20 protein-coding genes are annotated in these 23424 nt (G+C 74.9%); 12 read left to right on the forward strand and 8 right to left on the reverse strand.

The genetic code is table 11. The features are described 5' to 3' along the window. Positions 1-8: 8 nt before the first annotated feature. The 3 genes from IE287_RS22990 to IE287_RS23000 all read left to right on the forward strand — a co-directional run bounded on the left by IE287_RS22990 (position 9) and on the right by IE287_RS23000 (position 3369). Complete coding sequence (locus tag IE287_RS22990; protein ID WP_189851125.1) at positions 9-848, forward strand: carbohydrate ABC transporter permease; 840 nt, start codon at positions 9-11, stop codon at positions 846-848. A gap of 35 nt (positions 849-883) precedes the next feature. Further along, a complete protein-coding gene (locus IE287_RS22995; RefSeq protein WP_189851040.1) occupies positions 884-2251 on the forward strand; it encodes a GH1 family beta-glucosidase in 1368 nt (455 codons plus the stop codon). A gap of 101 nt (positions 2252-2352) precedes the next feature. Then, positions 2353-3369, forward strand: a complete 1017-nt coding sequence (locus IE287_RS23000; RefSeq protein ID WP_229883660.1) for a phosphotransferase family protein — start codon at positions 2353-2355, stop codon at positions 3367-3369. Between the two features lie 61 nt (positions 3370-3430). Here the strand turns inward: IE287_RS23000 and IE287_RS23005 are convergent, their stop codons facing one another. Further along, positions 3431-4450, reverse strand: a complete 1020-nt coding sequence (locus IE287_RS23005; protein ID WP_189851041.1) for a LacI family DNA-binding transcriptional regulator — start codon at positions 4448-4450, stop codon at positions 3431-3433. Between the two features lie 191 nt (positions 4451-4641). Here IE287_RS23005 and IE287_RS23010 point away from each other — a divergent pair, with 191 nt between their 5' ends. The 5 genes from IE287_RS23010 to IE287_RS23030 all read left to right on the forward strand — a co-directional run bounded on the left by IE287_RS23010 (position 4642) and on the right by IE287_RS23030 (position 12174). Next, complete coding sequence (locus tag IE287_RS23010; protein WP_189851042.1) at positions 4642-6834, forward strand: discoidin domain-containing protein; 2193 nt, start codon at positions 4642-4644, stop codon at positions 6832-6834. Positions 6835-6961: 127 nt separating this feature from the next. Then, positions 6962-9142, forward strand: a complete 2181-nt coding sequence (locus tag IE287_RS23015) for a discoidin domain-containing protein (RefSeq protein WP_189851043.1) — start codon at positions 6962-6964, stop codon at positions 9140-9142. Positions 9143-9286: 144 nt separating this feature from the next. Further along, positions 9287-10378 carry a DUF1996 domain-containing protein gene (locus tag IE287_RS23020; RefSeq protein ID WP_189851044.1) on the forward strand — a complete coding sequence of 364 codons (1092 nt, stop codon included), beginning with the start codon at positions 9287-9289 and terminating at the stop codon, positions 10376-10378. An 88-nt stretch (positions 10379-10466) separates the two neighbouring features. Then, entirely contained in the window at positions 10467-11873 is a 1407-nt protein-coding gene (locus tag IE287_RS23025; protein WP_229883661.1) for a GH1 family beta-glucosidase, read from the forward strand. Between the two features lie 130 nt (positions 11874-12003). Next, positions 12004-12174 (forward strand): hypothetical protein, encoded by a 171-nt coding sequence (locus IE287_RS23030; protein WP_189851045.1) that lies wholly within the window; start codon positions 12004-12006, stop codon positions 12172-12174. A 17-nt stretch (positions 12175-12191) separates the two neighbouring features. On the opposite strand, the gene IE287_RS23035 is transcribed toward IE287_RS23030, so the two are convergent. Together IE287_RS23035 and IE287_RS23040 are read right to left on the reverse strand one after the other, a co-directional pair. Then, positions 12192-12776 (reverse strand): HAAS signaling domain-containing protein, encoded by a 585-nt coding sequence (locus IE287_RS23035; RefSeq protein ID WP_189851046.1) that lies wholly within the window; start codon positions 12774-12776, stop codon positions 12192-12194. Further along, positions 12773-13144, reverse strand: a complete 372-nt coding sequence (locus IE287_RS23040) for a PadR family transcriptional regulator (protein WP_189851047.1) — start codon at positions 13142-13144, stop codon at positions 12773-12775. Before IE287_RS23040 ends, IE287_RS23035 begins: the two co-directional genes overlap by 4 nt. A gap of 144 nt (positions 13145-13288) precedes the next feature. On the opposite strand from IE287_RS23040, the gene IE287_RS23045 reads away from it, so the two are divergent. Together IE287_RS23045 and thpR are read left to right on the forward strand one after the other, a co-directional pair. Then, positions 13289-14368 (forward strand): hypothetical protein, encoded by a 1080-nt coding sequence (locus tag IE287_RS23045; protein WP_189851048.1) that lies wholly within the window; start codon positions 13289-13291, stop codon positions 14366-14368. A gap of 100 nt (positions 14369-14468) precedes the next feature. Further along, positions 14469-15050 (forward strand): RNA 2',3'-cyclic phosphodiesterase, encoded by a 582-nt coding sequence (thpR, locus tag IE287_RS23050; RefSeq protein ID WP_189851049.1) that lies wholly within the window; start codon positions 14469-14471, stop codon positions 15048-15050. Here thpR and IE287_RS23055 read toward each other — a convergent pair. Both IE287_RS23055 and IE287_RS23060 read right to left on the reverse strand, forming a co-directional pair. Further along, positions 15037-15573, reverse strand: a complete 537-nt coding sequence (locus IE287_RS23055; RefSeq protein WP_189851050.1) for a maleylpyruvate isomerase N-terminal domain-containing protein — start codon at positions 15571-15573, stop codon at positions 15037-15039. The two genes, thpR and IE287_RS23055, sit on opposite strands and share 14 nt — an antisense overlap. Positions 15574-15785: 212 nt before the next feature. Further along, positions 15786-16913, reverse strand: a complete 1128-nt coding sequence (locus IE287_RS23060; protein WP_189851051.1) for an Lrp/AsnC family transcriptional regulator — start codon at positions 16911-16913, stop codon at positions 15786-15788. 108 nt (positions 16914-17021) lie between these two features. Here IE287_RS23060 and IE287_RS23065 point away from each other — a divergent pair, with 108 nt between their 5' ends. After that, complete coding sequence (locus IE287_RS23065) at positions 17022-18230, forward strand: M20 metallopeptidase family protein (RefSeq protein ID WP_189851052.1); 1209 nt, start codon at positions 17022-17024, stop codon at positions 18228-18230. Continuing rightward, positions 18227-19702, forward strand: a complete 1476-nt coding sequence (locus IE287_RS23070) for an MFS transporter (protein WP_189851053.1) — start codon at positions 18227-18229, stop codon at positions 19700-19702. Before IE287_RS23065 ends, IE287_RS23070 begins: the two co-directional genes overlap by 4 nt. Before the next feature lie 6 nt (positions 19703-19708). On the opposite strand, the gene IE287_RS23075 is transcribed toward IE287_RS23070, so the two are convergent. The 3 genes from IE287_RS23075 to IE287_RS23085 are packed head-to-tail and all read right to left on the reverse strand — an operon-like array spanning position 19709 to position 23324. Then, positions 19709-21082, reverse strand: coding sequence for an MFS transporter (locus tag IE287_RS23075; RefSeq protein ID WP_229883662.1), 1374 nt, complete (start codon positions 21080-21082; stop codon positions 19709-19711). Continuing rightward, the gene (locus IE287_RS23080; protein WP_189851054.1) at positions 21079-21924 is read right to left on the reverse strand and encodes an SDR family NAD(P)-dependent oxidoreductase; all 846 of its coding nucleotides are present in this window, start codon (positions 21922-21924) and stop codon (positions 21079-21081) included. Before IE287_RS23080 ends, IE287_RS23075 begins: the two co-directional genes overlap by 4 nt. Continuing rightward, the gene (locus tag IE287_RS23085) at positions 21921-23324 is read right to left on the reverse strand and encodes a flavin-containing monooxygenase (protein WP_229883663.1); all 1404 of its coding nucleotides are present in this window, start codon (positions 23322-23324) and stop codon (positions 21921-21923) included. Before IE287_RS23085 ends, IE287_RS23080 begins: the two co-directional genes overlap by 4 nt. Positions 23325-23424: the final 100 nt, after the last annotated feature.

The following is a 23424-nucleotide window of genomic DNA, read 5'->3' on the forward strand; positions in this document are numbered from 1 at the left end:
GCTCCCCGATGGCCCCGCCCCGCTCCTTCCTCTGGACCCGGCGGATCGTCCTCACCCTGCTCACCGGCTTCGTCCTGCTGCCCGTGTACGTCATGATCTCCAGCTCGCTGAAGCCGCTGGAGGACGTCTCCGGGAAGTTCGAGTGGATCCCGTCGGCCCTCACCCTGCGGCCGTACGCGGACATCTGGGAGACCATCCCGCTCGCCGACTACTTCGTGAACTCGATCGTCGTCGCCGGCGCCGCCACCGTCTTCTCCGTGGTCGTCGCGATCTTCGCCGCGTACGCCGTCAGCCGGTACTCCTTCCGCGGCAAGCGGGTCTTCACCGTCACCGTCCTGTCGACGCAGATGTTCCCCGGCATCCTCTTCCTGCTGCCGCTCTTCCTCATCTACGTCAACATCGGCAACGCCACCGGCATCGCCCTCTTCGGCTCCCGCGAAGGCCTGATCCTCACCTACCTGACCTTCTCGCTGCCCTTCTCCATCTGGATGCTCACCGGGTACTTCGACTCGATCCCGCGCGAGCTGGACGAGGCGGCGAAGGTCGACGGCTGCGGGCCGATCCGCGCGCTCTTCCGCGTCATCGTGCCCGCCGCCCGGCCCGGCATCGTCGCGGTCGCCGTCTACGCCTTCATGACCGCCTGGGGCGAGGTCCTCTTCGCCTCCGTCATGACCAACGACACCACCCGCACGCTCGCCGTCGGGCTCCAGGGCTACTCCACCCAGAACGACGTCTACTGGAACCAGGTGATGGCCGCCTCCCTCGTGGTGAGCGTCCCCGTCGTCGTCGGGTTCCTGCTCCTCCAGCGCTACCTCGTCGCAGGCCTCACCGCGGGTGCGGTCAAGTGACGTCCTCCCAGCCCCGTACCGAAGAAAGGCACCCCGTGTCCGACCCCACCGCCGCGCCGCTCGACCTGGCGGCCTTCCCGCCCTCCTTCGCCTGGGGCACGGCCACCTCCGCCTACCAGATCGAGGGCGCCGTCGCCGAGGACGGGCGCGCCCCGTCCATCTGGGACACCTTCTCCCGCGTCCCCGGCGCGATCGACAACGGCGACCACGGCGACACGGCCTGCGACCACTACCACCGCTGGCCCGAGGACATCGCCCTCATGAAGGAGCTCGGCACCGACACCTACCGGATGTCGATCGCCTGGCCCCGCGTCGTCCCCGGCGGCGACGGCCCCGTCAACGCCGCCGGACTCGACTTCTACGACCGCCTGGTCGACGGCCTCCTCGACGCCGGCATCACCCCCTCCGTCACCCTCTACCACTGGGACCTGCCGCAGGCCCTCCAGGACCGCGGCGGCTGGACCTCCCGCGAGACCGCCGAGCACCTCGCCGCGTACGCCTCCGTCGTCGCCGAGCGCCTCGGCGACCGCGTCCACCGCTGGGCGACCCTCAACGAGCCGCTCTGCTCCGCCTGGATCGGGCACCTGGAGGGACGGATGGCCCCGGGCCTCACCGACCTGACGGCCGCCGTCCGCGCCTCGTACCACCTGCTCCTCGGCCACGGCCTCACCACCGCCGCCATCCGGGCCGCCGCGCCCGGCGCCCGCGTCGGCCTCGTCACCAACCACTCCACCGTCGAGCCCGCCTCCAGCCGGCCCGAGGACATCGCCGCCGCCCGCCGCATGGACGGCCACAGCAACCGCTGGTGGCTCGACCCGGTGTACGGCCGCGGCTTCCCCGCCGACATGCGCGAGCTGTACGGGGTCGAACTCCCCGAGAAGCCGGGCGACCTGGAGACGATCGCCGCCCCGCTCGACTGGCACGGCCTCAACTACTACTTCCCGGTCACCGTCGCCGACGACCCCGAGGGCCCCGTCCCCCACGCCCGCGAGGTCCGCCTGCCCGACGTGCCCCGCACCGGCATGGACTGGCAGATCGAGGCGGCGGGCCTGGAGAGCCTGCTGCTGCGGCTCACCGAGGAGTACGGCGTCCGCGAGCTGTACGTCACCGAGAACGGCTCCGCCTTCCCCGACGCGGTCGGCCCCGACGGCGCCGTCCACGACCCCGACCGCACCCGCTACCTGGAGCAGCACCTCGCCGCCTGCGCGAGCGCCGTCCGCAAGGGCGCCCCGCTCGCCGGCTACTACGCCTGGTCCCTCCTGGACAACTTCGAGTGGGCGTACGGCTACGACAAGCGCTTCGGCCTGGTCCACGTCGACTACGCCACCCAGCAGCGGACGGTGAAGACCAGCGGCCGGCGGTACGCCGAGCTGATCCGCGCCCACCGCGACCTGCGCGGCTGAACCGCCGACCCCCGCGCCCGCCCGGAAGGCCGCCCCACCACCGGTGGGGCGGCCTTCCGCGCCGGGGGCGGGCCGCCCCCCGCCCCACGGAGAGGAGACCCGTGCCCGACCCCGCCCTTCCGCACGCCCGTCCGGGGCCCGGCGCCGCCGGGCGGCTGCGCCGCGCCCTCGGCCCGGTGACACCCGTGCGGAGCACGCCCCTCGACGGCGGCCTCCACAACTCCGCGGAGCTGATCGAGCTCGACGACGGACGGCGCCTGGTGCTCAAGACCGCCCCCGCGGCGAGCGCGCCCGCCCTCACCCACGAGCGGGGCCTGCTCGGCACCGAGGCGCTCTTCCACCGCCTCGCCGCCCGGGCCGGGGCCCGGGTCCCCGCCGTCCTCCACCACGAGCCGCCCGGCCCGGGCGTCCCCGCCGAGTGGCTGCTCCTCACCTATGTCGAGGGGACCACCTGGGAGGCCGCCCGCGCGGGACTCACCCCCGCCGACGCGGCCGGGCTGCGCCACCGGCTGGGCGAGGAGCTGGCCCGGGTCGCCTCCGTCACCGGCCCGGCCCACGGGTATCCGCAGCCCGCCGCCGGACTCTCCGCGTCCGACTGGCCCGGCGCGTTCACCGCGATGCTGCACGCCGTCCTCGCCGACGCGGCGCGGTTCGGCGTCGCCCTGCCCGTCCCGGCCGGTCTCCTCGCCGGCCTCCCCGGCCGCTTCGTCCGGCGGCTGGCCGAGGCGGACCGCCCGGCGCTCGTCCACTTCGACGCCTGGGCGGGCAACATCGTCCTCGACCGGACCGGCGACGGCCCGTGGCGCCTCGGCGGCCTCATCGACGGGGAACGCGCCTTCTTCGGAGACCCCCTGGCGGAGTTCGTCGGACTCGACCCGCTCGGCGCGGCCGAGGACGACCCCGACCTCCTGGCCGGCTACCGCTCGGTCGCCCCCGGCCCGGTCCTCGACGCCGGCGCCCGGATCCGGCTGGCCCTCTACCGGGTCTACCTCGCCCTGGTCATGCGGGTGGAGTCCGTCCCGCGCGCCTACGGCGGGGAGTTCGCGGCCCGGCTCGACACCTGGTCGGCCGGGCGGATCGAGGAGCAGCTCGCCCTGCTGGACGCCCTGGGGGAGTGAGCCGCCGGGCCCGGGCCCGGCACGGTGCCGGACCGGCGCGCGGACGCACCGCGGGCGGGGGTCAGGCCGACTCCCGGACCACCAGGACCGGTGCGAAGACCTTCGCACCGGTCCCCGGCGCGCCCGCGTCGAGCTGTTCGAGCAGCAGCCCCGTCATCGCGGCCGCCATCTCCTCCACCGGCTGGCGCACCGTGGTGAGCGGGGGAGCGGAGTCCCGCGCCGCCACCGAGTCGTCGAAGCCGACCACGGCGACCGACCCCGGCACGGCGACGCCCCGCTCCGCGAGGTGACGGCAGGCGCCCCGGGCCATCAGGTCGTTGGCCGCGAACACCGCGTCGATGTCCGGGTGCCGGTCGAGCAGGCGGGCCATCGCGTCCCGGCCGCTCTCCTCGGTGAAGCGGCCCCGCTCGACCGGTACCGGTCCGGCTCCGAGGGCGGCGAGGGCGGCCGTGAAGCCGTCGAGCCGCTCGCGCGCGGTCGGCGCCGACACCGGCGCCGCGATGGTCGCGGGCCGCCGCCGTCCGGAGGCCCACAGGTGCTCGGCGGCGAGCCGGGCGCCCGCGGCGTTGTCGAGGTCGACCCAGCCGCAGCGGACCCCGGGGCGCGGGCGTCCGAAGAGGACCGTCGGCAGCCCGGCCGCGACCAGCATGCCGGGCAGCGGGTCCTCCTCGTCGAGCGGCACCACGACGGCCCCGTCGGCGCCGCCGCGCCGCAGGTAATCGACGAGCTGGAGACGGGCCGGCTCGGACTCGGCGACGAGCAGCACCGGCTGCACCGCGCGCTCGCGCAGCACCGGGAGCACCCCGTCGACGACCCGTCCGAAGAAGGGGTCGGAGAAGAGCCGGGCGGTGAAGGAGCCGCCGGTCGCCGACAGGACCAGGGCGACCGCGCCGGTGCGCCGGGTGACCAGGGAGCGGGCCGCCTGGTTGGGCGCGTAGCCGGTCCTGGCGACGGCCGCGCGGACGGCCTCCTGGATCTCCGGTGCCACGTTCCGCACGCCGTTGACCACGCGGGACACCGTCGCGCGTGACACCCCCGCCTCGCGTGCGACGTCCTCCAGCGTCGGTCCTCGATTCCCCATCCACGCACTTTATCGGTGCGGTGTGTCCGGTGGACGTGCAGCGGGCGACGCGCCCCCGGCAGATCCGATCGATGCTTAATGCAAGTCAAAAGAAAAGTCGTGTCACATGACTTGACCGTGAACTCGCCCCCCGTGCAATGTTTCGGGAGAGCGCTCTCCCATGTGTCCGTCACGTATCACCGAGGAGATCCATGTCCTCCGTTGGGTCCCCGCCGGCACGCCGGCGCCCCGCATCCCCCCTCCGCCGCTCCACGGTCGGCGCACTCGTCGCCTCCCTGGCCGGCACCCTGCTCGCGGTCGTCCCCACCACCGCGGCCCAGGCCGCCGAGACCCTGCTCTCCCAGGGGAAGACGGCCACCGCCTCCTCCCTCGAAGGCACGATCTACCCCGCCTCCGCGGCCGTCGACGGCGACCTCGGCACCCGCTGGTCCAGCCAGTGGCAGGACCCCCAGTGGCTCCAGGTCGACCTCGGCGGCAGCAAGCAGCTCAGCCGCGCCGTCCTCACCTGGGAGGGCGCCTACGGCAAGAACTACGAGATCCAGGCGTCCGACAACGGCACCGACTGGCGCACCGTCACCGCCGTCTCCGCCGGCGACGGCGGCACCGACGAGGTCACCCTCTCGGGCTCCGGCCGCTACATCCGCATGAACGGCATATCCAGAGGCACCGGATACGGCTACTCCCTCTGGGAGTTCCAGGTGTACGGCTCCACCGACGGCACCGGCCCGACGCTGCCCGGCGGCGGCGACCTCGGCCCCAACGTGCACGTCTACGACCCGTCCACGCCCGGCCTCCAGGCCAAGCTGGACGCCGTCTTCCAGGAGCAGGAGTCCGCCCAGTTCGGCGCGGGCCGCCACGCCTTCCTCCTCAAGCCCGGCACGTACAACGGCCTCAACGCCCAGCTCGGCTTCTACACCCAGATCGCCGGCCTCGGCGTCCGTCCCGGCGACACCAGCATCAACGGCGACGTCACCGTCGACGCCGGCTGGTTCAACGGCAACGCCACCCAGAACTTCTGGCGCGGAGCCGAGGGCCTCACCCTCAACCCGGTCAACGGCACCGACCGCTGGGCCGTCTCCCAGGCCTCCGCCTTCCGCCGCATGCACGTCAAGGGCAACCTCAACCTCGCCCCGAACGGCTACGGCTGGGCCTCCGGCGGCTACATCGCCGACTCCAAGATCGACGGCCAGGTCGGCAACTACTCGCAGCAGCAGTGGTACACCCGCGACAGCTCGATCGGCGGCTGGTCCAACAGCGTCTGGAACCAGACCTTCTCCGGCACCGAGGGCGCGCCCGCGACCTCCTTCCCCGAGCCGCGCTACACCACCCTGGACACCACCCCGATCTCGCGCGAGAAGCCGTACCTGATCTGGGAGGACAACCAGTACAAGGTCTTCTCCCCGGCCAAGCGGACCAACGCCCGCGGCACCACCTGGGCCAACGGCACCCCGCAGGGCGAGAAGATCCCGCTCAGCCAGTTCTACGTCGTCAAGCCCGGCACCACCGCCGCGACGATGAACCAGGCCGTCCAGCAGGGCCTGCACCTGCTCTTCACGCCCGGCGTCTACCACGTCGACCGGCCGATCGAGATCAACCGCGCCAACACGATCGTCCTCGGCCTCGGCCTCGCCACCGTCATCCCGGACAACGGCGTCGCCGCCATGAAGGTCGCCGACGTCGACGGCGTCCGCCTCGCCGGCTTCCTCATCGACGCCGGCCCGGTCAACTCGCCGGTCCTCCTGGAGCTCGGCCCGCAGAACTCCGCCGCCGACCACGCCGCCAACCCGACGACCGTCCAGGACGTCTACATCCGCATCGGCGGCGCCGGCCCCGGCAAGGCCACCACCAGCATGGTCGTCCACAGCGACGACGTCGTCGTCGACCACACCTGGGTCTGGCGCGCCGACCACGGTGACGGCGTCGGCTGGGAGACCAACCGCGCCGACTACGGCGTCCGCGTCTACGGCGACGACGTCCTCGCCACCGGCCTCTTCGTCGAGCACTTCAACAAGTACGACGTCGAGTGGTACGGCGAGCGCGGCCGCACGATCTTCTACCAGAACGAGAAGGCGTACGACGCCCCGAACCAGGCCGCCATCCAGAACGGCGCCACCAAGGGCTACGCCGCCTACCGCGTCGACGACTCGGTGAACACCCACGAGGCGTGGGGACTCGGCAGCTACTGCAACTACAACGTGGACCCGACCATCGTCCAGGACCACGGCTTCAAGGCCCCCGTCAAGCCCGGGGTGAAGTTCCACAGCCTCCTGGTGGTGTCCCTCGGCGGCATGGGCCATTACAACCACGTCATCAACGACACCGGGGCGTCCACCATCCCCGCCGGCACCTCGACCGTGCCCTCCACCGTCGTCAGCTTCCCGTGACGACCCGCCGGGGCGCGGCGCCCGCCGCCGCGCCCCGGCCCTCCCACCCCTTCCGGGCGGCGATCCGTCCCGCTGCGCCGCCCGGAAGGCACCTCCTCCTCCCCCTCGCGCCCGTAAGGGAGCCGTCATGCCCGCGCACACCACCGCCGGACCCGTCCGGCCGATCCGCCCCCGCACCCGCACCGCCGCCTCGATCGTCTCGCTCGGCGCCCTGCTCGCCGGCTCGCTGACCGCGCTCACCGCCGCGCCCGCCTCCGCCGCCGAGGCCCTGCTCTCGCAGGGCAGGACGGCCACCGCCTCCTCCACCGAGGGCGCCGGCTTCCCCGCCTCCGCCGCCGTCGACGGCGACCCCGGCACCCGCTGGGCCAGCCAGTGGAGCGACGGGCAGTGGATCCAGGTCGACCTCGGCCGCACCGCCACCGTCAGCCGGATCGTGCTGAACTGGGAGGCCGCCCACGCCACCGCGTACGACATCCAGCTCTCCGACAACGGCACCGACTGGCGCACGGTGAAGACCGTGACCGGCTCCGACGGCGGCACCGACGAGATCGCGGTCTCCGGCACCGGCCGGCACGTCCGCCTCCAGGGCGTCACCCGTTCCGGCGGATACGGCCTCTCCCTCTGGGAGTTCAAGGTCTACGGCGAGGAGGGCGGCGCCCCGCCCCAGGGCGGCGCCGTCCGCGTCACCGGGAGCCAGGGCAACTGGCAGCTGACCGTCGGCGGCCGGCCCTACACCGTCAAGGGCCTCACCTGGGGCCCGGCGATGGCCGACGCCCCCCGGTACATGCCGGACCTGAGGTCCATGGGCGTCAACACCGTCCGGACCTGGGGGACGGACGCCTCCAGCAAGCCCCTGCTCGACGCGGCGGCCGCCCAGGGACTCAAGGTGATGAACGGTTTCTGGCTCCAGCCCGGAGGCGGCCCCGGCTCCGGCGGCTGTGTCAACTACGTCACCGACACGGCGTACAAGAACACCATGCTCACCGAGTTCGCCAAGTGGGTCGACACCTACAAGTCCCACCCGGCCACCCTCATGTGGAACGTCGGCAACGAGTCCGTCCTCGGCCTGCAGAACTGCTACTCGGGCGCCGAACTCGAAGCCCAGCGCAACGCGTACACCTCCTTCGTCAACGACGTGGCCAAGAAGATCCACTCCATCGACCCGGACCACCCGGTGACCTCCACGGACGCGTGGACCGGAGCCTGGCCCTACTACAAGCGCAACGCCCCGGACCTCGACCTGTACTCGATGAACGCCTACGGCGACCTCTGCGGTGTGCGCCAGGACTGGATCGACGGCGGGTACGACAAGCCGTACCTCATCACCGAGACGGGCAACGCGGGCGAGTGGGAGGTGCCCGACGACATCAACGGCATCCCCGACGAGCCGACCGACGTCCAGAAGGCCGAGGCCTACACCAAGGCGTGGGGGTGTATCACCGGGCACCAGGGCGTGGCCCTGGGCGCGACGATGTTCCACTACGGACTCGAACACGACTTCGGCGGCGTCTGGTTCAACCTGCTCCCCGACGGCCTCAAGCGCCTGTCGTACTACGCCGTCAAGAAGGCCTACGCCGGGTCCACCGCCGGTGACAACACCCCGCCCGTCATCACGAACATGACCGTCAGCACGCCCACGGCGGCCCCGGCCGGCCGCGAGTTCACCGTCCGCGCCGACATCCGCGACCCCGACGGCGACCCGATCACCCCCAAGATCTACCTCAGCGGGAACTACGCCAACGGCGACAAGCGCCTGATCGACGCGCAGTACCGCTCCCTGGGCAACAACACCTTCGCCGTCACCGCGCCCGAGAAGCTCGGCGTGTGGAAGGTGTACGTCCAGGCCGAGGACGGCCGCGGCAACGCCGGCATCGAGACCAAGTCCGTGAAGGTCGTCGCCCCGCCCGTCACCGGCACGAACATCGCCCAGGGCCGGCCCACCACCGCCTCCTCCGCCCAGGCGTCCTACGGCGACTGCCCCTGCCCCGCCTCCAACGCCACCGACGGCAACGCCTCCACCCGCTGGGCCAGCGACTGGAGCGACCCGCAGTGGATCCAGGTCGACCTCGGCTCGGCCAAGCCCGTCCGCACGCTCCAGCTCGTCTGGGACCCGGCCTACGCCAAGTCCTACGAGGTCCAGGTCTCCGACGACGGCAACACCTGGCGCACCATCCACACCACCACCACCGGCAACGGGGACATCGACACCATCGAAACCGCCACCACCGCCCGGTACGTCAAGCTCCAGCTGACCGCCCGCGGCACCGGCTGGGGCTATTCGCTGCACGAGTTCGGCGTCTACAGCTGACGGGCCGGACCCCATGAACGGGGGGTGGCCGGGCTCCGCGCAGGTGCCCCGCCACCCCCGCACCACCGCACGGGGCGCAAGCCGTCCACCACCCCGGTCGCGTGGCGTCCACGCGACACCACCCCCCATGGGCAGGAGATCCCCATGAGATCGAGTCCGAAGCGGCTCTCCGTACTCCTCGTCAGCACGGCCCTCATCGCCGGCGCCCTCGGCTTCGGCACGATGGCCCAGGCCACGGACCCGGACGGCGGCATCCCGCCGGCCGTCGCCGCGGCCGCCCAGCACGTCGGCCACCAGATGGCCGCCTCCACCCAGGCCTCGGGCGACGACGCCGACGGCGACGGGTACATCCCCGCCGTCCCGCCGGTCACCGGCGTCACGCCGTCCACGGAGACCCCGCCGCCGGCCTACCACCACGAGTTCCAGGCCGGCTGCTCCGCCAGTCACACCGCGCCGGACGACCCGATCGTCTACCCCGGCCAGTTCGGCAAGTCCCACGACCACACGTTCATGGGCAACACCTCGACCGACGCCGCCAGCACCACCGCCTCGCTCTACGGCGGCACCACCACCTGCAAGGCGCCCGCGGACGCCTCCGCGTACTGGATGCCCTCGCTGTACAAGGGCGACCAGAAGATCCTGCCCGGGGGCCCGCAGGTCATCTACTACAAGGCGGGCGTGACCGACTACCGCAGCGTGCGGCCCTTCCCCAAGGGACTGCGCTTCGTCGTCGGCAACCCGATGCAGACCGAGCAGGAGTTCCGCAGCCACAAGGGCTTCGTCGAGGGCTGGGAGTGCGGTGACAGCTTCTTCAACACCGACATCCCGGCGAACTGTCCGAGCCGGCCCGACGTCCAGCTCAACCTGCGCATGCAGGCCCCCAGCTGCTGGAACGGCCTGCACCTCGACACCCCCGACCACAAGAGCCACATGGCGTACCCGGTCGTGAAGCCCGGCACCAACGACAACATGTGCCCGGCCTCCCACCCGGTCGCCCTGCCGATGATCGAGTTCAAGATGGCGTGGCCGGTCAACGGAGACATGAGCCAGGTCCGCCTGGCGAGCGGCCGCGGCTACTCCTTCCACTACGACTTCTTCAACGCGTGGGAGGAGCGCACCCTCAAGGCCCTCGTCGACCACTGCATCAACGGCGGCCTCCAGTGCGACACCCGGGGCTTCGACCTCTACCGCCCCGAGCGCGGCACGGTGCTGAACGCCGACCACCGCCTGCCCTGACACCCCCGCCCACCCCGCACGGGGCGGCCCGGACGCCCGTCGCGGCGTCCGGGCCGCCCCCGCGCGGCCTCCCGCCCGGAGTCCCCACGTGCCTGCCGACGACCGCTTCCCCGACGACGACGCCCTGATCGCCCGCCTCCCGGCCGGCTTCCGCATCGGCGCCGCCACCTCCGCCTACCAGATCGAGGGGGCCGCGGCCGAGGACGGCCGCACCGCCTCCATCTGGGACACCTTCAGCCGCGTGCCCGGCGCCGTCGACAACGGCGACACCGGGGACACGGCCTGCGACCACTACCACCGGATGCCCCAGGACGTCGCCCTCATGGCGGACCTCGGCCTCGACACGTACCGCTTCTCCGTCGCCTGGCCGCGGGTCCAGCCCGGCGGCCGAGGCCCCGCCAACCCGGCCGGGCTCGCCTTCTACGACCGGCTGGTCGACGAACTCCTCGGCCGCGGGATCACCCCCTGGCTCACCCTCTACCACTGGGACCTGCCGCAGGAGCTCCAGGACGCCGGCGGCTGGACCGCCCGGGACACCGCCCACCGCTTCGCCGACTACGCCGCCCTCGTCCACGACCGGCTCGGCGACCGCGTCGCCCACTGGACCACCCTCAACGAGCCCTTCTGCTCGGCGGTCCTCGGCCACGTCGAGGGCGTGCACGCGCCCGGCGGACGCTCGCTCGCCGACGGCGTCGCCGCCGTGCACCACCTGCACCTCGCCCACGGCCTCGCCGCCCGCCGGCTGCGCGCCGACGCCCGCCGCCCCCTCGACCTCGCCGTCACCCACCTCCTCGGCACCAGCGCCCCCGCCACCGACGCCCCCGCCGACCGCGAGGCCGCCCGCCGCGCCGACGCCTTCGGCTTCCGCTTCTACCTCGACCCGATCCTGCGCGGCCGCTACCCGGACGACCTGATCGCCGACCTCGCCGCGCAGGGCATCGAGATCCCCGTCCGCGAGGGTGACCTGGCCGCCATCTCCACCCCGATCGACACCCTGGGCGTCAACTACTACCGCTCGATGCGCAGTTCGGGTACGGACGAGAACGGCGCGGACGTCGACGCCCGGGGCCTGCCGGTCACCCGCGGCCTCCCGCACGGCGGGCTGCCCGTCACCGGGCTCGGCTGGGAGGTCATGCCCCACGACCTGACCGAGCTCCTGCTGCGCATCGCCCGCGACTACCCCGGCACCCCCATGGTGATCACCGAGAGCGGCGCCGCCTACGACGACGTCCCGGACGCCGACGGGTACGTCGACGACCGGGAGCGCACCGCCTACCTCTCCGCGCACCTCGCGGCCGTCGCCCGCGCCCGCGAGGCCGGCGCCGACGTCCGCGGCTACCTCGCCTGGTCGCTGCTCGACAACTTCGAGTGGGCCTACGGCTACGCCCAGCGCTTCGGCCTGGTCCGCGTCGACTACGCGACCCAGAGGCGCACGCCCAAGCGCAGCGCCCGCTGGCTGCGCGACACCGCCCACCGGGTGCGCGGCCGGGCCTGACCGGCGATTGCGGCCGGCACCGGGGCGGCGGACGATGGGAGGAGGGCGGTCCCGGCCGCCGGGCGGCGCCGGCCCGCCGTCCCCTTCCCGCGGCCCGGGCCCGGGACCGCGCAGGACCCAAGGAGACGTCATGGCCGAAGCGCAGGGCGACCCGCTCGCCTCCTGGACCGGACGACTGCTCCGCCTCGGCGTCGGCATCTCGCCGGACGACGCCAGGGCGTTCGTCCACGACCTCTACGCCCACGCGCAGTCCGACCTCGACGCGGAACGCGCCGAGGCCGACTTCCGCCGCGAGGAGTAGCCTCCCCCGGCCGCGCGTCAGTCGCGGAGCGCCCGCAGCAGGACCAGGGCGCCGGCGGCCGGCACGCCGACCAGGAACACGCCGAGCAGCAGCAGCTCCAGGGGGCCGATCCGGCCGCCGGCGAGCAGCAGCCCGCCGAGGAGCAGGAGCAGCGGCACGGCCACGGAGGTGGCCGTGCCGATCCGCTTGTGCCGGGCGTCCCACAGCGGGGTCTTCCACAGCAGCGCCAGCCCGATCGCCAGGACCAGGGCGCCCGCGAAGGGGGAGCCCAGGATCAGCAGGCCGCCGAGGGCCGGCAGGGCCGCGATCAGCCGGGCGGCCCGGCGGCCGGAGAGCGGCCCCACCGGTGCGAGGACCGCGGCGGTGGTGGTGGCGCCGGTGCGCGGTCCCTCCTCGGCGAGCGCGGAGGCGGCCACCGTGCGGGGCTCGCCCAGTCCGTCGAGGACCGCGCGGATCGCGTCGTCGTCGGCGGCCTCGCTCACCTCGACGTGCTCGCGGAGGTCCGCGAGCAGCTCGGCCCGGCGGTCGGCCGGGAGTTCGGCGGTCTCGCGGGCCACGGAGTCGAGGTAGGCCGCGACGAGCGGGTGGTCGATGGCGTTCATGCGGTGTCCCCCTGTGGGTCGGTGAGGAAGTGGTCGACGGCGTCGCGGAAGAGCGGCCACGCCCCGGCGAACTCGGCGAGGGCCGCCGTGCCGAGGGCCGTCAGGGCGTAGTAGCGGCGCGGCGGCCCGCTGGGGGACTCGCGCAGCTCGGTGTCGACGAACCCCTCCCGCCGCAGCCGCGACAGCAGGGGGTAGATCGTGCCCTGGCTGGTGGTCATCACGCTGACCGCGGACAGCTCGGTGAGGAGCTCGACGCCGTACTTCGGCTCGTCCCTGAGCAGCGCGAGGACGCAGTACTCCAGCACTCCCTTGCGGAGCTGGCTGGAGACCCTGCCCCCGGCCTCGTTCATTGCGTTACCAGGAACCATGCAATGCAAGATACTGCCGCCGGACGGCTTCGACAAGCCGCGCCGCACCGTCGCACCCCGCCCCCGCCCGGCGGGAACCGGCCGCTCCGGCCGATCGTGTTACGGGGGAGCAGATGACGTGACGCCGAGACGAGGGGAGACGTGGTGACCGCCAACGAGGCGAGGATCGAGGGGGACACCCTGCTGCTGGGGGACGGCGTGCGGGTCCGCTTCATCCGCACGCTCCGGCTGCCGGAGACCGGCACCCACCGGCTGCCCCCGGGGCTCGGCACCTTCCCGCTCCGCCGGGTCGAGGACCACCCCGACACCGTCCCCGAGCAGTGGCGCGCCAAGGGCGGGGTGATGATGCCGGTCTACCTCCGCGAGGCGATGTGGCTCAGCTTCGCCGGCAGCCCGGAGCCCACCGCGCTCCAGGTCGGCGTGGGGAAGGTCTGCGCGGTCTCCGGCCGGAAGTGGACCGGCCGGCTCTCCCGGAGACCGCAGAACTACGTGGTGCTGCCCCGCCAGCCGTGGCTCGACGGCATCAACTCCGGCCGGGGCACGGTGCGCCAGTTCGTCGCCGTCCCGCTCGGCATGGGCGCCACCGTCGAGGGCCAGGTCACCGGCGAGGAGACCGTCGGCGGCCTCCAGCTCCAGGCCTTCCCGCTCGCCCCGGAGCCGCGCGCCGCCTGGCGCGAGGAGCAGCGCCGGCTCGCCGAGGAGCGGCGGCGCCAGGCCGAGGAGCGGGCCGGGATCCTCGCCGCCGGCCCGCCGCCCGCGCCGTCGTTCGGCGGCTACGGCGCCCCGCCGCCGATGCCGATGGCCGCCCCCGGGGGACCGCCGCCGGCCGCCGCCGCGATGGGCATCGGCGCCGGCGGCACCATGCGCCAGGAGGTGTACGAGGACGACCGGCCCGCCCGCGACTGGTCCGACACCGCCCAGGCCCGCGTCTTCGTCCATCTGGTCACCCCGCCCGAGTGGCGCCGCATCACCGGCGAGGAGCCGCCGCCGTCCCCCGCCGACCGCGCCGCCTACACGCGCGCCGGCCTGCCCTGGTACGACTACTTCGACGCCGACGGCACCGACCTCGCCCCCTCCGGGACGCTGGCCGACGTCAAGCCCGTCGGCGAGTGGCTCGGCGACGACCTCGACCCGTGGGCCCCGCCGGCCCCGCACCAGATCAAGCCGCTCGGCCCGCCCCCGCCGCCGCCCGGCGGCGCGCCGATCGCCGACGGCGACTGGTGAACCGCGCGGGCCGACGCCCCGCCCGGTCCGGGGGGGGGCGCCGCCCCCGGACCGGGCCCCGGCCGCACGCCCCCGCGCCCGGCACGGTACGAAGACTCCTGTGAACGACACGATCCGGCCCGCCACCATCCGCGTCTTCGTCGCCCTGGCCCCGCCCGACGACGCCAAGGACGAGCTCGCCCGGGCCCTGGCCCCGGCCTACGCGGCCCACCCCGGCATGCGCTGGAACCGCATCGAGGACTGGCACGTCACCCTCGCCTTCCTCGGCGAGCTGCCCGTCGGCCTGGCGGACCGCCTCCACGCCCCCCTCGCGGAGCTCGCCGCCGCCCGCCGCCCCCTCGGACTCGCCCTCCGGGGCGGCGGCCACTTCGACGAGCGGGTCCTGTGGAGCGGCATCGCCGGTGACGTGCCCGGCCTCCACCGCCTCGCCGACGAGGTGCGCGGCCTGGTGAAGGAAGCGGGCATCCCCTACGAGGGGCGCCCGCTGCGCCCGCACCTCACCCTGGCCCGCGCCCGCCGCGGCGACCTCGACGGCGTCCCGGCCGGGGCCGCCGTCCTCGACGGCTTCGAGGGGCGGAGCTGGCCGGCCGCGCGGCTCCACCTCGTCGGCAGCGGCCACGCCCGCGGCCCGGCCCCGGTCCGCTACCGCGACATCGACTCCTGGCCGTTCACCGGGGCCTGACGGGCGCGCCCCGCGCGATGTCGAGGCCGTGCACCAGGGTCTCGCCGAGCATCAGGCCCGTCGCCGCCGCCAGCGGGACGGTGCGCCCCGGCCCGTACCAGGGCGCGGGGACGGGCGTGGCGGGCGCCGGCCCCGCCGAACCCCGCAGGAAGGCCGCGCCCCGCTCGGCCGGGACCGTGCCGAGGCGCGCCCGCTCCGCGCCCGCGACGAGCCCGACGGAGAGCGCGTTCACGGCGGCGATCCGCTCCCCGAAGGCCGCCTCCCGCCCGTCCAGGACGGCGTCCCAGTCGACGGGCTCGTCCCCTGCGGCGACTCCGCCGCCGGGGACGGCCGCCCCGAAGGCGAGGTACACGGCGGCGAGATGGGCGCCGACGTCCCCGACGGACCAGACGGGGACCCCGGACGGCGCATCCAGGTCGCCGACCGCGCCCACCGTCTCCACCAGCCGCCCGATCGCGGCCTCCAGCGCGACGCGCGTCCGCGCGTGCTCGGCCACCGGATCGAAAGCCGTGACTGCACCCATGCGTGTTCCCCCGAGGCTGTGGACGGGCCCGCACGTCACCGCTCGGTAGAAACCGGGCGACAGACCCCCGCACCTCACGAACCGGGAACTGTCCGGGAACCTCCGCCCGGACGGAGGAGCGGACGGCGGGGCGGAGGAAGGGGCGAAGGGGCGGGGCGGAGGGACGGAGGGGTGGAGGTGCCGGACGAGTCGCGGCGCACGGCCCCGCCGCGTCAGCCGCCGCCCGCCGACCCCGTCGCCGGCCCCGCCGCCGTCCCCGCCGCCGGACGCGGCGCCGGACGCGGCGCGCGCAGGCGGTCGAGCAGCGCCGCCTCGGCCGCCTCCGACCGCGCGTCGCTCCACCGCCCGAGCGGCACCGCCCGCAGGTGCCGCCCCCGCGGATCGAGCAGGTGCCCGCCCAGCTTCATCGGCCAGAGCGTCAGCGCCCGGTCCGTCACGGCCAGTTCGGGAAACCGCTCGGCCAGCCGGGACTCGAAGGGCGCGATGTCGTCCACCGACCGCAGCCACGCCGCCAGCAGCAGGTTGTACGGCCCCGACAGCGAGGCGCACAGCCGGATCTCCCGCAGCGCGCTGATCCGCTCCGCCAGCCGCGGCGCCCGGCTCTGCGGGACCGTGGCCCACAGCGACACCGACACCGGCCACCCCGACAGCGCCCGCGCCACCTCGCAGCGGTACACCAGCGCGTGCTCCGCCTCCAGCCGGTCGAGCCGCCGCCGGACCGTCGTCGGGCTGAGCCCGGTCCGCTCCGCCAGGCGCGCCGCGGACCGGCGCGGATCCTCGCTCAGCACCCGCACGAGCTCCAGGTCCCGCTCCTCCAGGAGCCGTCCGCCCGCCGGCCGGGCCGGAGCCGGACGCTCCGCGCCCGCGAGCCGCCGCCGCTGCTCCTCGGTCAGCCGGTCCAGCCGCCAGCGGCTCCCCTCGGTGTGGAGGGTGGTCGCCACCTGGGTGCGGGAGGCGGCCACCCCGTCCAGCGCGCCCAGCCGGAAGCCCACGTACCGGGCCAGCTCGGCCTGGTCGGCGAAGACCGCGGTCACCAGCAGGTCCCGGCCGCCGCTGACGTGCTCCAGGTTGAAGACGTGCGGATCCTCGGCGACCTCGGCCGCGACCTCGTGCAGCCGGCCGGCCGCGCAGTCCACCTCGATGAAGGCCACCACGGCCGGGGCCTGGGCCCGCACCGCCGGGTGGACGCTGATCCAGGCGTTCCCGGCCCGTGTCAGCCGCGCCCAGCGCCGCGCCACCGTCGACGCGTCGAGCCCCAGGGCCTCGCCGACGGTCTGCCAGTCGGCGCGCGGCGCCACCTGGAGGGCGGTCACCAGCAGATAGTCCAGCTCGTCGAGCAAGCCCACCACCCCTTCCCGAAACGGCGCATTCGCGCAAACGATCAGCCCCGAGCGGTGGAACCCTGCAGGAGCACTCCGTTCATCGGGCGGATCGGCACCATACCCGACATGTTCACGCACAGCGACGTCCTGGCTCACGCCGACGCCCTCATCGCCCTGCGGCACGACCTCCACCGCGAGCCCGAGCTCGGCCTGGAGCTGCCCCGCACCCGCAGCAAGGTCCTCGACGCGCTCGCCGGACTGCCCCTGGAGATCACCCTCGGCGAACGGCTCACCTCCGTCACGGCCGTCCTGCGCGGCGGCCGCCCCGGCCCCGCCGTCCTGCTCCGCGGCGACATGGACGCCCTCCCCGTCCAGGAGGACACCGGCGTCCCGTACGCCTCCGGGCACCCGGGCCGCATGCACGCCTGCGGCCACGACCTCCACACCGCCGGACTCGTCGGCGCGGCCCGGCTCCTCGCCGGCCGCCGCGAGGAACTCGCCGGCGACGTCGTCCTGATGTTCCAGCCCGGCGAGGAGGGCATGGGCGGCGCCGGCCTGATGATCGAGGAGGGCGTCCTCGACGCCGCGGGCGACCGGGTGATCGCCGCCTACGCCCTCCACGTCACCTCCACCCTGCTGCCCACCGGCTACGCCGCCGTCCGCCCGGGCCCCATGCTGGCCGCCTCCGACTCCGTCACCCTCACCGTCCGCGGCTCCGGCGGCCACGGCTCCTCGCCGCACTCCGCCAAGGACCCCGTGCCCGCCGTCTGCGAGATCGTCACCGCCCTCCAGACGATGGTCACCCGCACCGTCGACGTCTTCGACCCGGCCGTCCTCACCGTCGGATCCCTGCACGCCGGATCCGCCGGGAACGTCATCCCGGAGACGGCCGTCCTGGAGGCGACCGTCCGGTCCTTCTCTCCTGCCACCCAGGCCGCCGTCCGCGCCGGCTTCGAGCGCGTCGTCCGGGGCGTCGCCGCGGCCCACGGCGTCGAGGCCGACCTCGACTACCGGGAGAACTACCCGGTCACCGAGAACGACCCGGCCGAGGCGGCGTTCGCGCTCCGCACCGCCCGGGGACTCCTCGGCGACGCCCACGCCTTCGAGGCCCCCCGCCCGCTCACCGGCTCCGAGGACTTCTCGCTCGTCCTGCGCGAGGTCCCCGGCGCCTACCTCGGCATCGGCGCCTGCCCGCCCGACCGCGACCCGGCCACCGCCCCCATGAACCACTCGCCCCAGGCCGTCTTCGACGACCACGCCGTCCTCGACGCCGCCGTCCTGCTCGCCGAACTCGCCGCCCGCCGCCTCCAGGAAGCCGCCGAGGAGCCCGCATGACCACGACCGACCGCCCCGCCCCCGGCCGGCCGGACACCACCGGCACCGGATCCGTCCGGGCCGTCGTCGGACTGCTCGTCCTCTTCGAGCTGACCAGCGGCTTCCTCCAGGGCGGCATCGCGCCGCTGCTGCCCGAGATCGGCCGGGAGCTCGGCATCCGCGACGCCGACCTGACCTGGGTGATCTCCGCCCAGCTGCTCGCCGCCGCCGTCAGCGTCCCCGTCCTCGGCCGCCTCGGCGACCTCCACGGCCACCGCAGGGTCCTGCGCTGGTCCCTCGCCACCGTCGCCGTCGGCACCCTCCTCGTCGCCCTCGCGCCGAACCTGGAGGTCCTGCTCCTCGGCCGCGTCCTCACGGGACCGCTCGCCGCCCTGCTGCCGCTGGAGATCGCCCTCGTGCGCGACCGGCTGCCGCTCGGCCCGGCCCGCTCCGCCATCGCCCGCCTCGTCGGCGCGCTCGCGCTCGGCACCCTCCTCGGCGGCGTCCTCACCGGAGCCGTCCACGCCCTCACCGACGACGTGCGCCTCACCCTGCTCGTCCCGGCGGCCCTGGCCCTCGCCTGCGTCCCCGTCTCCTTCCTCGCCATCCCCGAGTCCCGGCGGCTCGCCCGAGGCCGGCTCGACGTCCCGGGAGCCGTCCTGCTCGGTGCCGCCGTGCTGCTGCTCCTCTCCGGCCTCGCCGCGGCCCAGGACGACGGCCCCGGCCTCCCCGCCCTGATCCAGCTGGGCCTCGCCGTCCTCCTCGGCACCGTCTGGGCCCGGGTCGAACTGCGCACCGCCGAACCCCTGGTGGACGTCCGGGCGCTCGCCGACCGCCGGGTGGCCCCGTTCTTCCTCTGCGCCTTCGTCTTCGGCGTCGTCTACTTCGGCGGCCAGGCACCCGACGCGACCTTCCTCGCCGCCGACCCCGCCACCACCGGATACGGCTTCGGGCTCTCCGCCCTCTCGCTCTCCCTCGTGGCGCTCCCGGCCGCGGCGACCGCCGTCGTCACCTCCTCGCTCACCGCCCGCATCGCCGGCCGGACCGGCTACGTCCCCGCGCTCGCCGTCTCCTTCGCCCTCGTCGCCGCGAGCTTCCTCACCACCGCCGTCCTGCACACGGCGATCTGGCAGCTCGTCGCCGCCAAGGTCCTCGCGGGCCTCGGCCTGGGCCTCGCCCTCGGCGCCATGCCCACCGTCATCGCGGAGGCCAGCGACCCCTCCCGCACGGGCGTCACCACCGCCCTCTACAACAACGTGAAGACGCTCGGCGGCGCGGTGGCCGGCGGGGTCACGGCCGCGATCCTCACCGCCTCGGCCCCGCCGGCCGACGCCACCCCGACCGAGTCCGCGTACGTCACGGTCTGGCTCCTCTGCGCGGTCCTCGCCCTCCTCGCGGCCGGCCTCACCCTCGTCGCCCGGCGGAGCGCGCCCGCCGGCGCACCGCAGCCGCCCGCCGCCGACCGGGCGCCCGCCGCCCCGGGCGACGCCTGACCCCGCTCAGACCGCCCGGTCCAGCGCGCAGCGCCGCTGGAACCACAGCGCCACCGCCATCAGCGCCGCCGGGACCACGGTGAAGCCGACGAGCAGCGCGCCCAGCGCCGTACCGGACTGGGCCGCCGGCTCGGCGGCGGTACCCGCCGCGAACCCGCCGAGGGCCAGCACCGCCGAGTACAGGTAGGGGCCGATCGCCGTGCCGGTCGCCTCCGTCGCGGTCCACACCCCGGTGTACGCCCCCGCCTTCGAGGAACCGGCCGCCTCCGCCGCCGCGACGGCGTCCGGCACCATCGAGAACGCGAAGAGCTGGAGCCCCGCGAAGGCCACGCCCATCACCATCACCACGGTGCCGGCCACGGCGACCCCCGCCGCCCCGCCGAGCGAGGTCCCCGGCAGCAGCGCCAGCGACCCGGCCGCGAACACCCCCTGCGACAGCAGCAGTCCCCGCTGCTTCCCGAACCGCCGCGACCACGCCGTCCACAGCGGACTCGCGAAGAGCGCCGGGGCGAGGAACAGCCCCATGAACAGCGCGGTCAGCCGGGTGTCCTCGAAGAGGTACGCGGTCACGTACGGCAGCGCCGCCAGGAACAGGTGCGTCGTCGTCCCCGTGAACAGGTACGAGACGACCAGCGCCCGGTAGTCCCGGTCCCGCCACGCCACCCGCAGGTCGGCCAGGGCCGCGTGCCCCGCCCGCCCGTCCGGCACCCGGAAGCCGCACGCCCCGGTGAGCCGCCGCACCCCGATCAGCGCGACCGCCGCCGAGACGCCCATCACCGCCGCGAGCACCACCGCCATCAGCGCGTAGTCGCCCCGGCCGCCGGCCGCGACCATGGCCGGCGCGGCGACCCCCGCGCCCAGCAGCCCCAGCGTCAGCAGCACCATGCGGAACATGAAGACCCGCGTCCGCTCGTGGTAGCCGACCCGCAGATCCGAAGGGGTCGTCAGATACGGCACCTGGAACCCGGCGAAGAGCAGATTGCCCACCGTGAACCAGCACCCCACCCACAGCGCCGCCGGCACGCCGGTCAGCGCCGGCGGGACGCTGAACAGCGCCACCATCGCCACCCCGAGCAGCACCCCGGCGCGCATCATCCGGCGCCGGTGCCCGAACCGGCGCGCCTCCCGGTCGGACCGCGAACCCAGCAGCGGGTGGACGACGACGTCGACCACCTTGGGCAGCAGCAGCGTCAGACCCGCCAGGAACGCGGGCACGCCCAGGACGTCGGTCAGGAAGTAGAGCAGCAGCAGCCCGGGCACCGTCACCCACACGCCCATGCCGACCGAACCGGAGGCGTACAGCGCGAGCGCGCCCCGCCCCGCCCGGGGCGGGGGCCCGGCGGTTCCGGCGGCCCCGGCGGCGGGCACCGGGGCGCTCACGCCCGGCCCCCGTTCCGCTCGACGACCCCCGCCGCCAGGGCGGCCCCCTCGAAGGCACCGGCCGCCGCCCGCGCGGAGAGCGTCCGCGCCACGATCCGGTCGGTGAGCGCCGGCAGATGACGGGCCAGGAAGAACTCCACCGCGCCCTTGCGGGTCGTCGTCACGTCCCGCCGCGGCCGGACGGCCAGCGCGGTCCGCTCGATCGCGCCGACGACGCCGTCCAGCGGCTCGTACACGCTCATCCCCTCCAGGGAGAGCCCCGCGGCCCGGGTCGAGTCGTGGATGGGGCTGCGCACGGCGGACGGATAGACGCAGCTGACGCCCACGTGGGTGCCCAGTTCGAGCCGCAGGGCGTCCGCGTAGGCGACCATCGCCCGCTTCGACGCCCCGTACGCGGCGGCGAGCGGGAGCTGCATCACCGCCATCCGGGAGGCCACCATCACCACCCGCCCCCGCGCCGCGACCAGCGCGTCGACGCACGCGGCCGTCACCCGCCAGGTGCCGAGCAGATTGATCTCCAGCTGCCGGCGGACCTCGTCCCCCGGGGCGTACTCGGCGGGCGCGGGCCCGCCGATCCCCGCGTTGTTCACCAGGACGTCGAGCCCGCCGAGCAGCGTCAGCGCCTCGGCGACGGCGGCGGCCACGGCCGCGTCGTCGGTGACGTCGCAGGCGAGCACGGGGAACGGCTCGTCGCCGGCCGGCCGCAGGTCGAGCCCGACGACGTGCGCGCCGGCCCGCGCCAGCCGTTCGCCGAGCGCCCGGCCGATGGTGCCGGAGGCGCCGGTGACGAGGACGCGCCGGCCGCGGGGGTCGTGGCGCCGGTCGAGGAAGGGGAGCGTCATGCGGGGGCCTGCGCCTTCGGGTCCGGGTGCGGGTTCGGGCGGGGGTCCGGGGGCGGGGTGAGGACGGCGGCCCCGCGGGCCGCCCGGCGGACGCCCGCCCGGACCTCGCGGGGGAGCGCGGCCACGTACCGGTCGAAGTCGACCCGCATCATGGGCCGGCTCCGCCCCCACCGGCGGACGGCGGCGGCGTGGGCGCGCGCGACGGAGGCCCGCTGGTCCTCCGGCGACGGCAGCGCGTACCGCCCGGCGAGGTACGCGGCGGCCAGCTTCCCCTGCGCCTCCACCACGGGCAGCGCGGCGCCGGTGGACTGCATGAGGCCGACGAAGGCGAGCGTCGGCTCGTCGAGGTGGAAGACCCGCTGGTAGAGCGGGAGCGCCTCCGGGTCGTCGCCGAGCCATTCGGGGCCGAGGAAGGGGACGGTGACCCGGTATCCGGTGGCCCACACGATCACGTCGACGTCGTCGGCGGTGCCGTCGGAGAAGACCACCCGGCGGCCGTCGAGCCGCTCGACGCCGGGACGGGCGACGACCTCCCCGTGGGTGAGCCGGTGCAGGATCGTGTCGCTGATCGTCGGGTGGTCCTGGAAGAGGCCGCCGGACGGGCGCGGCAGCCCGTACCGCTCCGGCGTGCCGACCGCGAGCCGCAGCGCGGCCTGCGCGACCGTCTGCCGGATCCGCCAGGGGAGCACGGCCAGGGCCCCGCCGGTCGCGTCGGCGGGCCGGCCGAAGAGGTACTTGGGGACGACGTGGGTGCCGCGCCGGGCGGACAGCAGCACCGGCCCGGCGGAGACGTACGAGGCGTCCACGGCCAGGTCCATGGCCGAGTTGCCCATCCCGACGACGAGCACCCGCCGCCCCGCGAAGACCTCGGGGGAGCGGTAGGCGTGGGCGTGCAGCTGCGTCCCGTCGAAGGATCCGGGGTAGGCGGGGGAGGGCCACTTCGGGTCCCGGTTGTGCCCGTTGGCCACCACGACCGCGTCGTACGGCTCCGTGGCCCCGCCGGCCGTGACCTCCCAGACCGCCCCGGCTCGCCGGACGGCGGTGACCTCGGTGCCGAGGCGGAGGCGCCCGGTGACCCCGAAGGCGTCGGCGTAGGAGGCGAGGTAGCGGGCGACCCGCGCCGCCGACGGGTAGTCGGGCCACCGCGCGGGCATCGGGAAGTCGGCGAACTCGGTCCGCCCCTTGCTGGTGTTCAGGTGCAGGCTGTCGTAGGCCGGCGAGTCCCCGCCGGCGTCGTCCCCGGCCCACAGGCCGCCGGGGCGCGAGCCCCGCTCCAGGACGGTGACGTCCAGGCCCTCGTCGAGCAGTGCCTTGGCCGCGGCGAGCCCCGCCGCACCGGCACCGACCACCGCCACCCTCGTCGGGCCCATGCCCGCCCTCCCTTCGTCGAGGGCGCTCATTCAATCGAATGATGGAGAGCTGTGCAATCGTCTCTGACCAGGCTTTTCGTGCTCCGGCAGCTGATTGAAAGGGGTCGGTGACGTCGGGTAGCCTCGGGCG

It is taken from the genome of Streptomyces omiyaensis (assembly GCF_014650895.1).
In the GTDB taxonomy this organism is placed as follows: Bacteria; Actinomycetota; Actinomycetes; order Streptomycetales; family Streptomycetaceae; genus Streptomyces; species Streptomyces omiyaensis.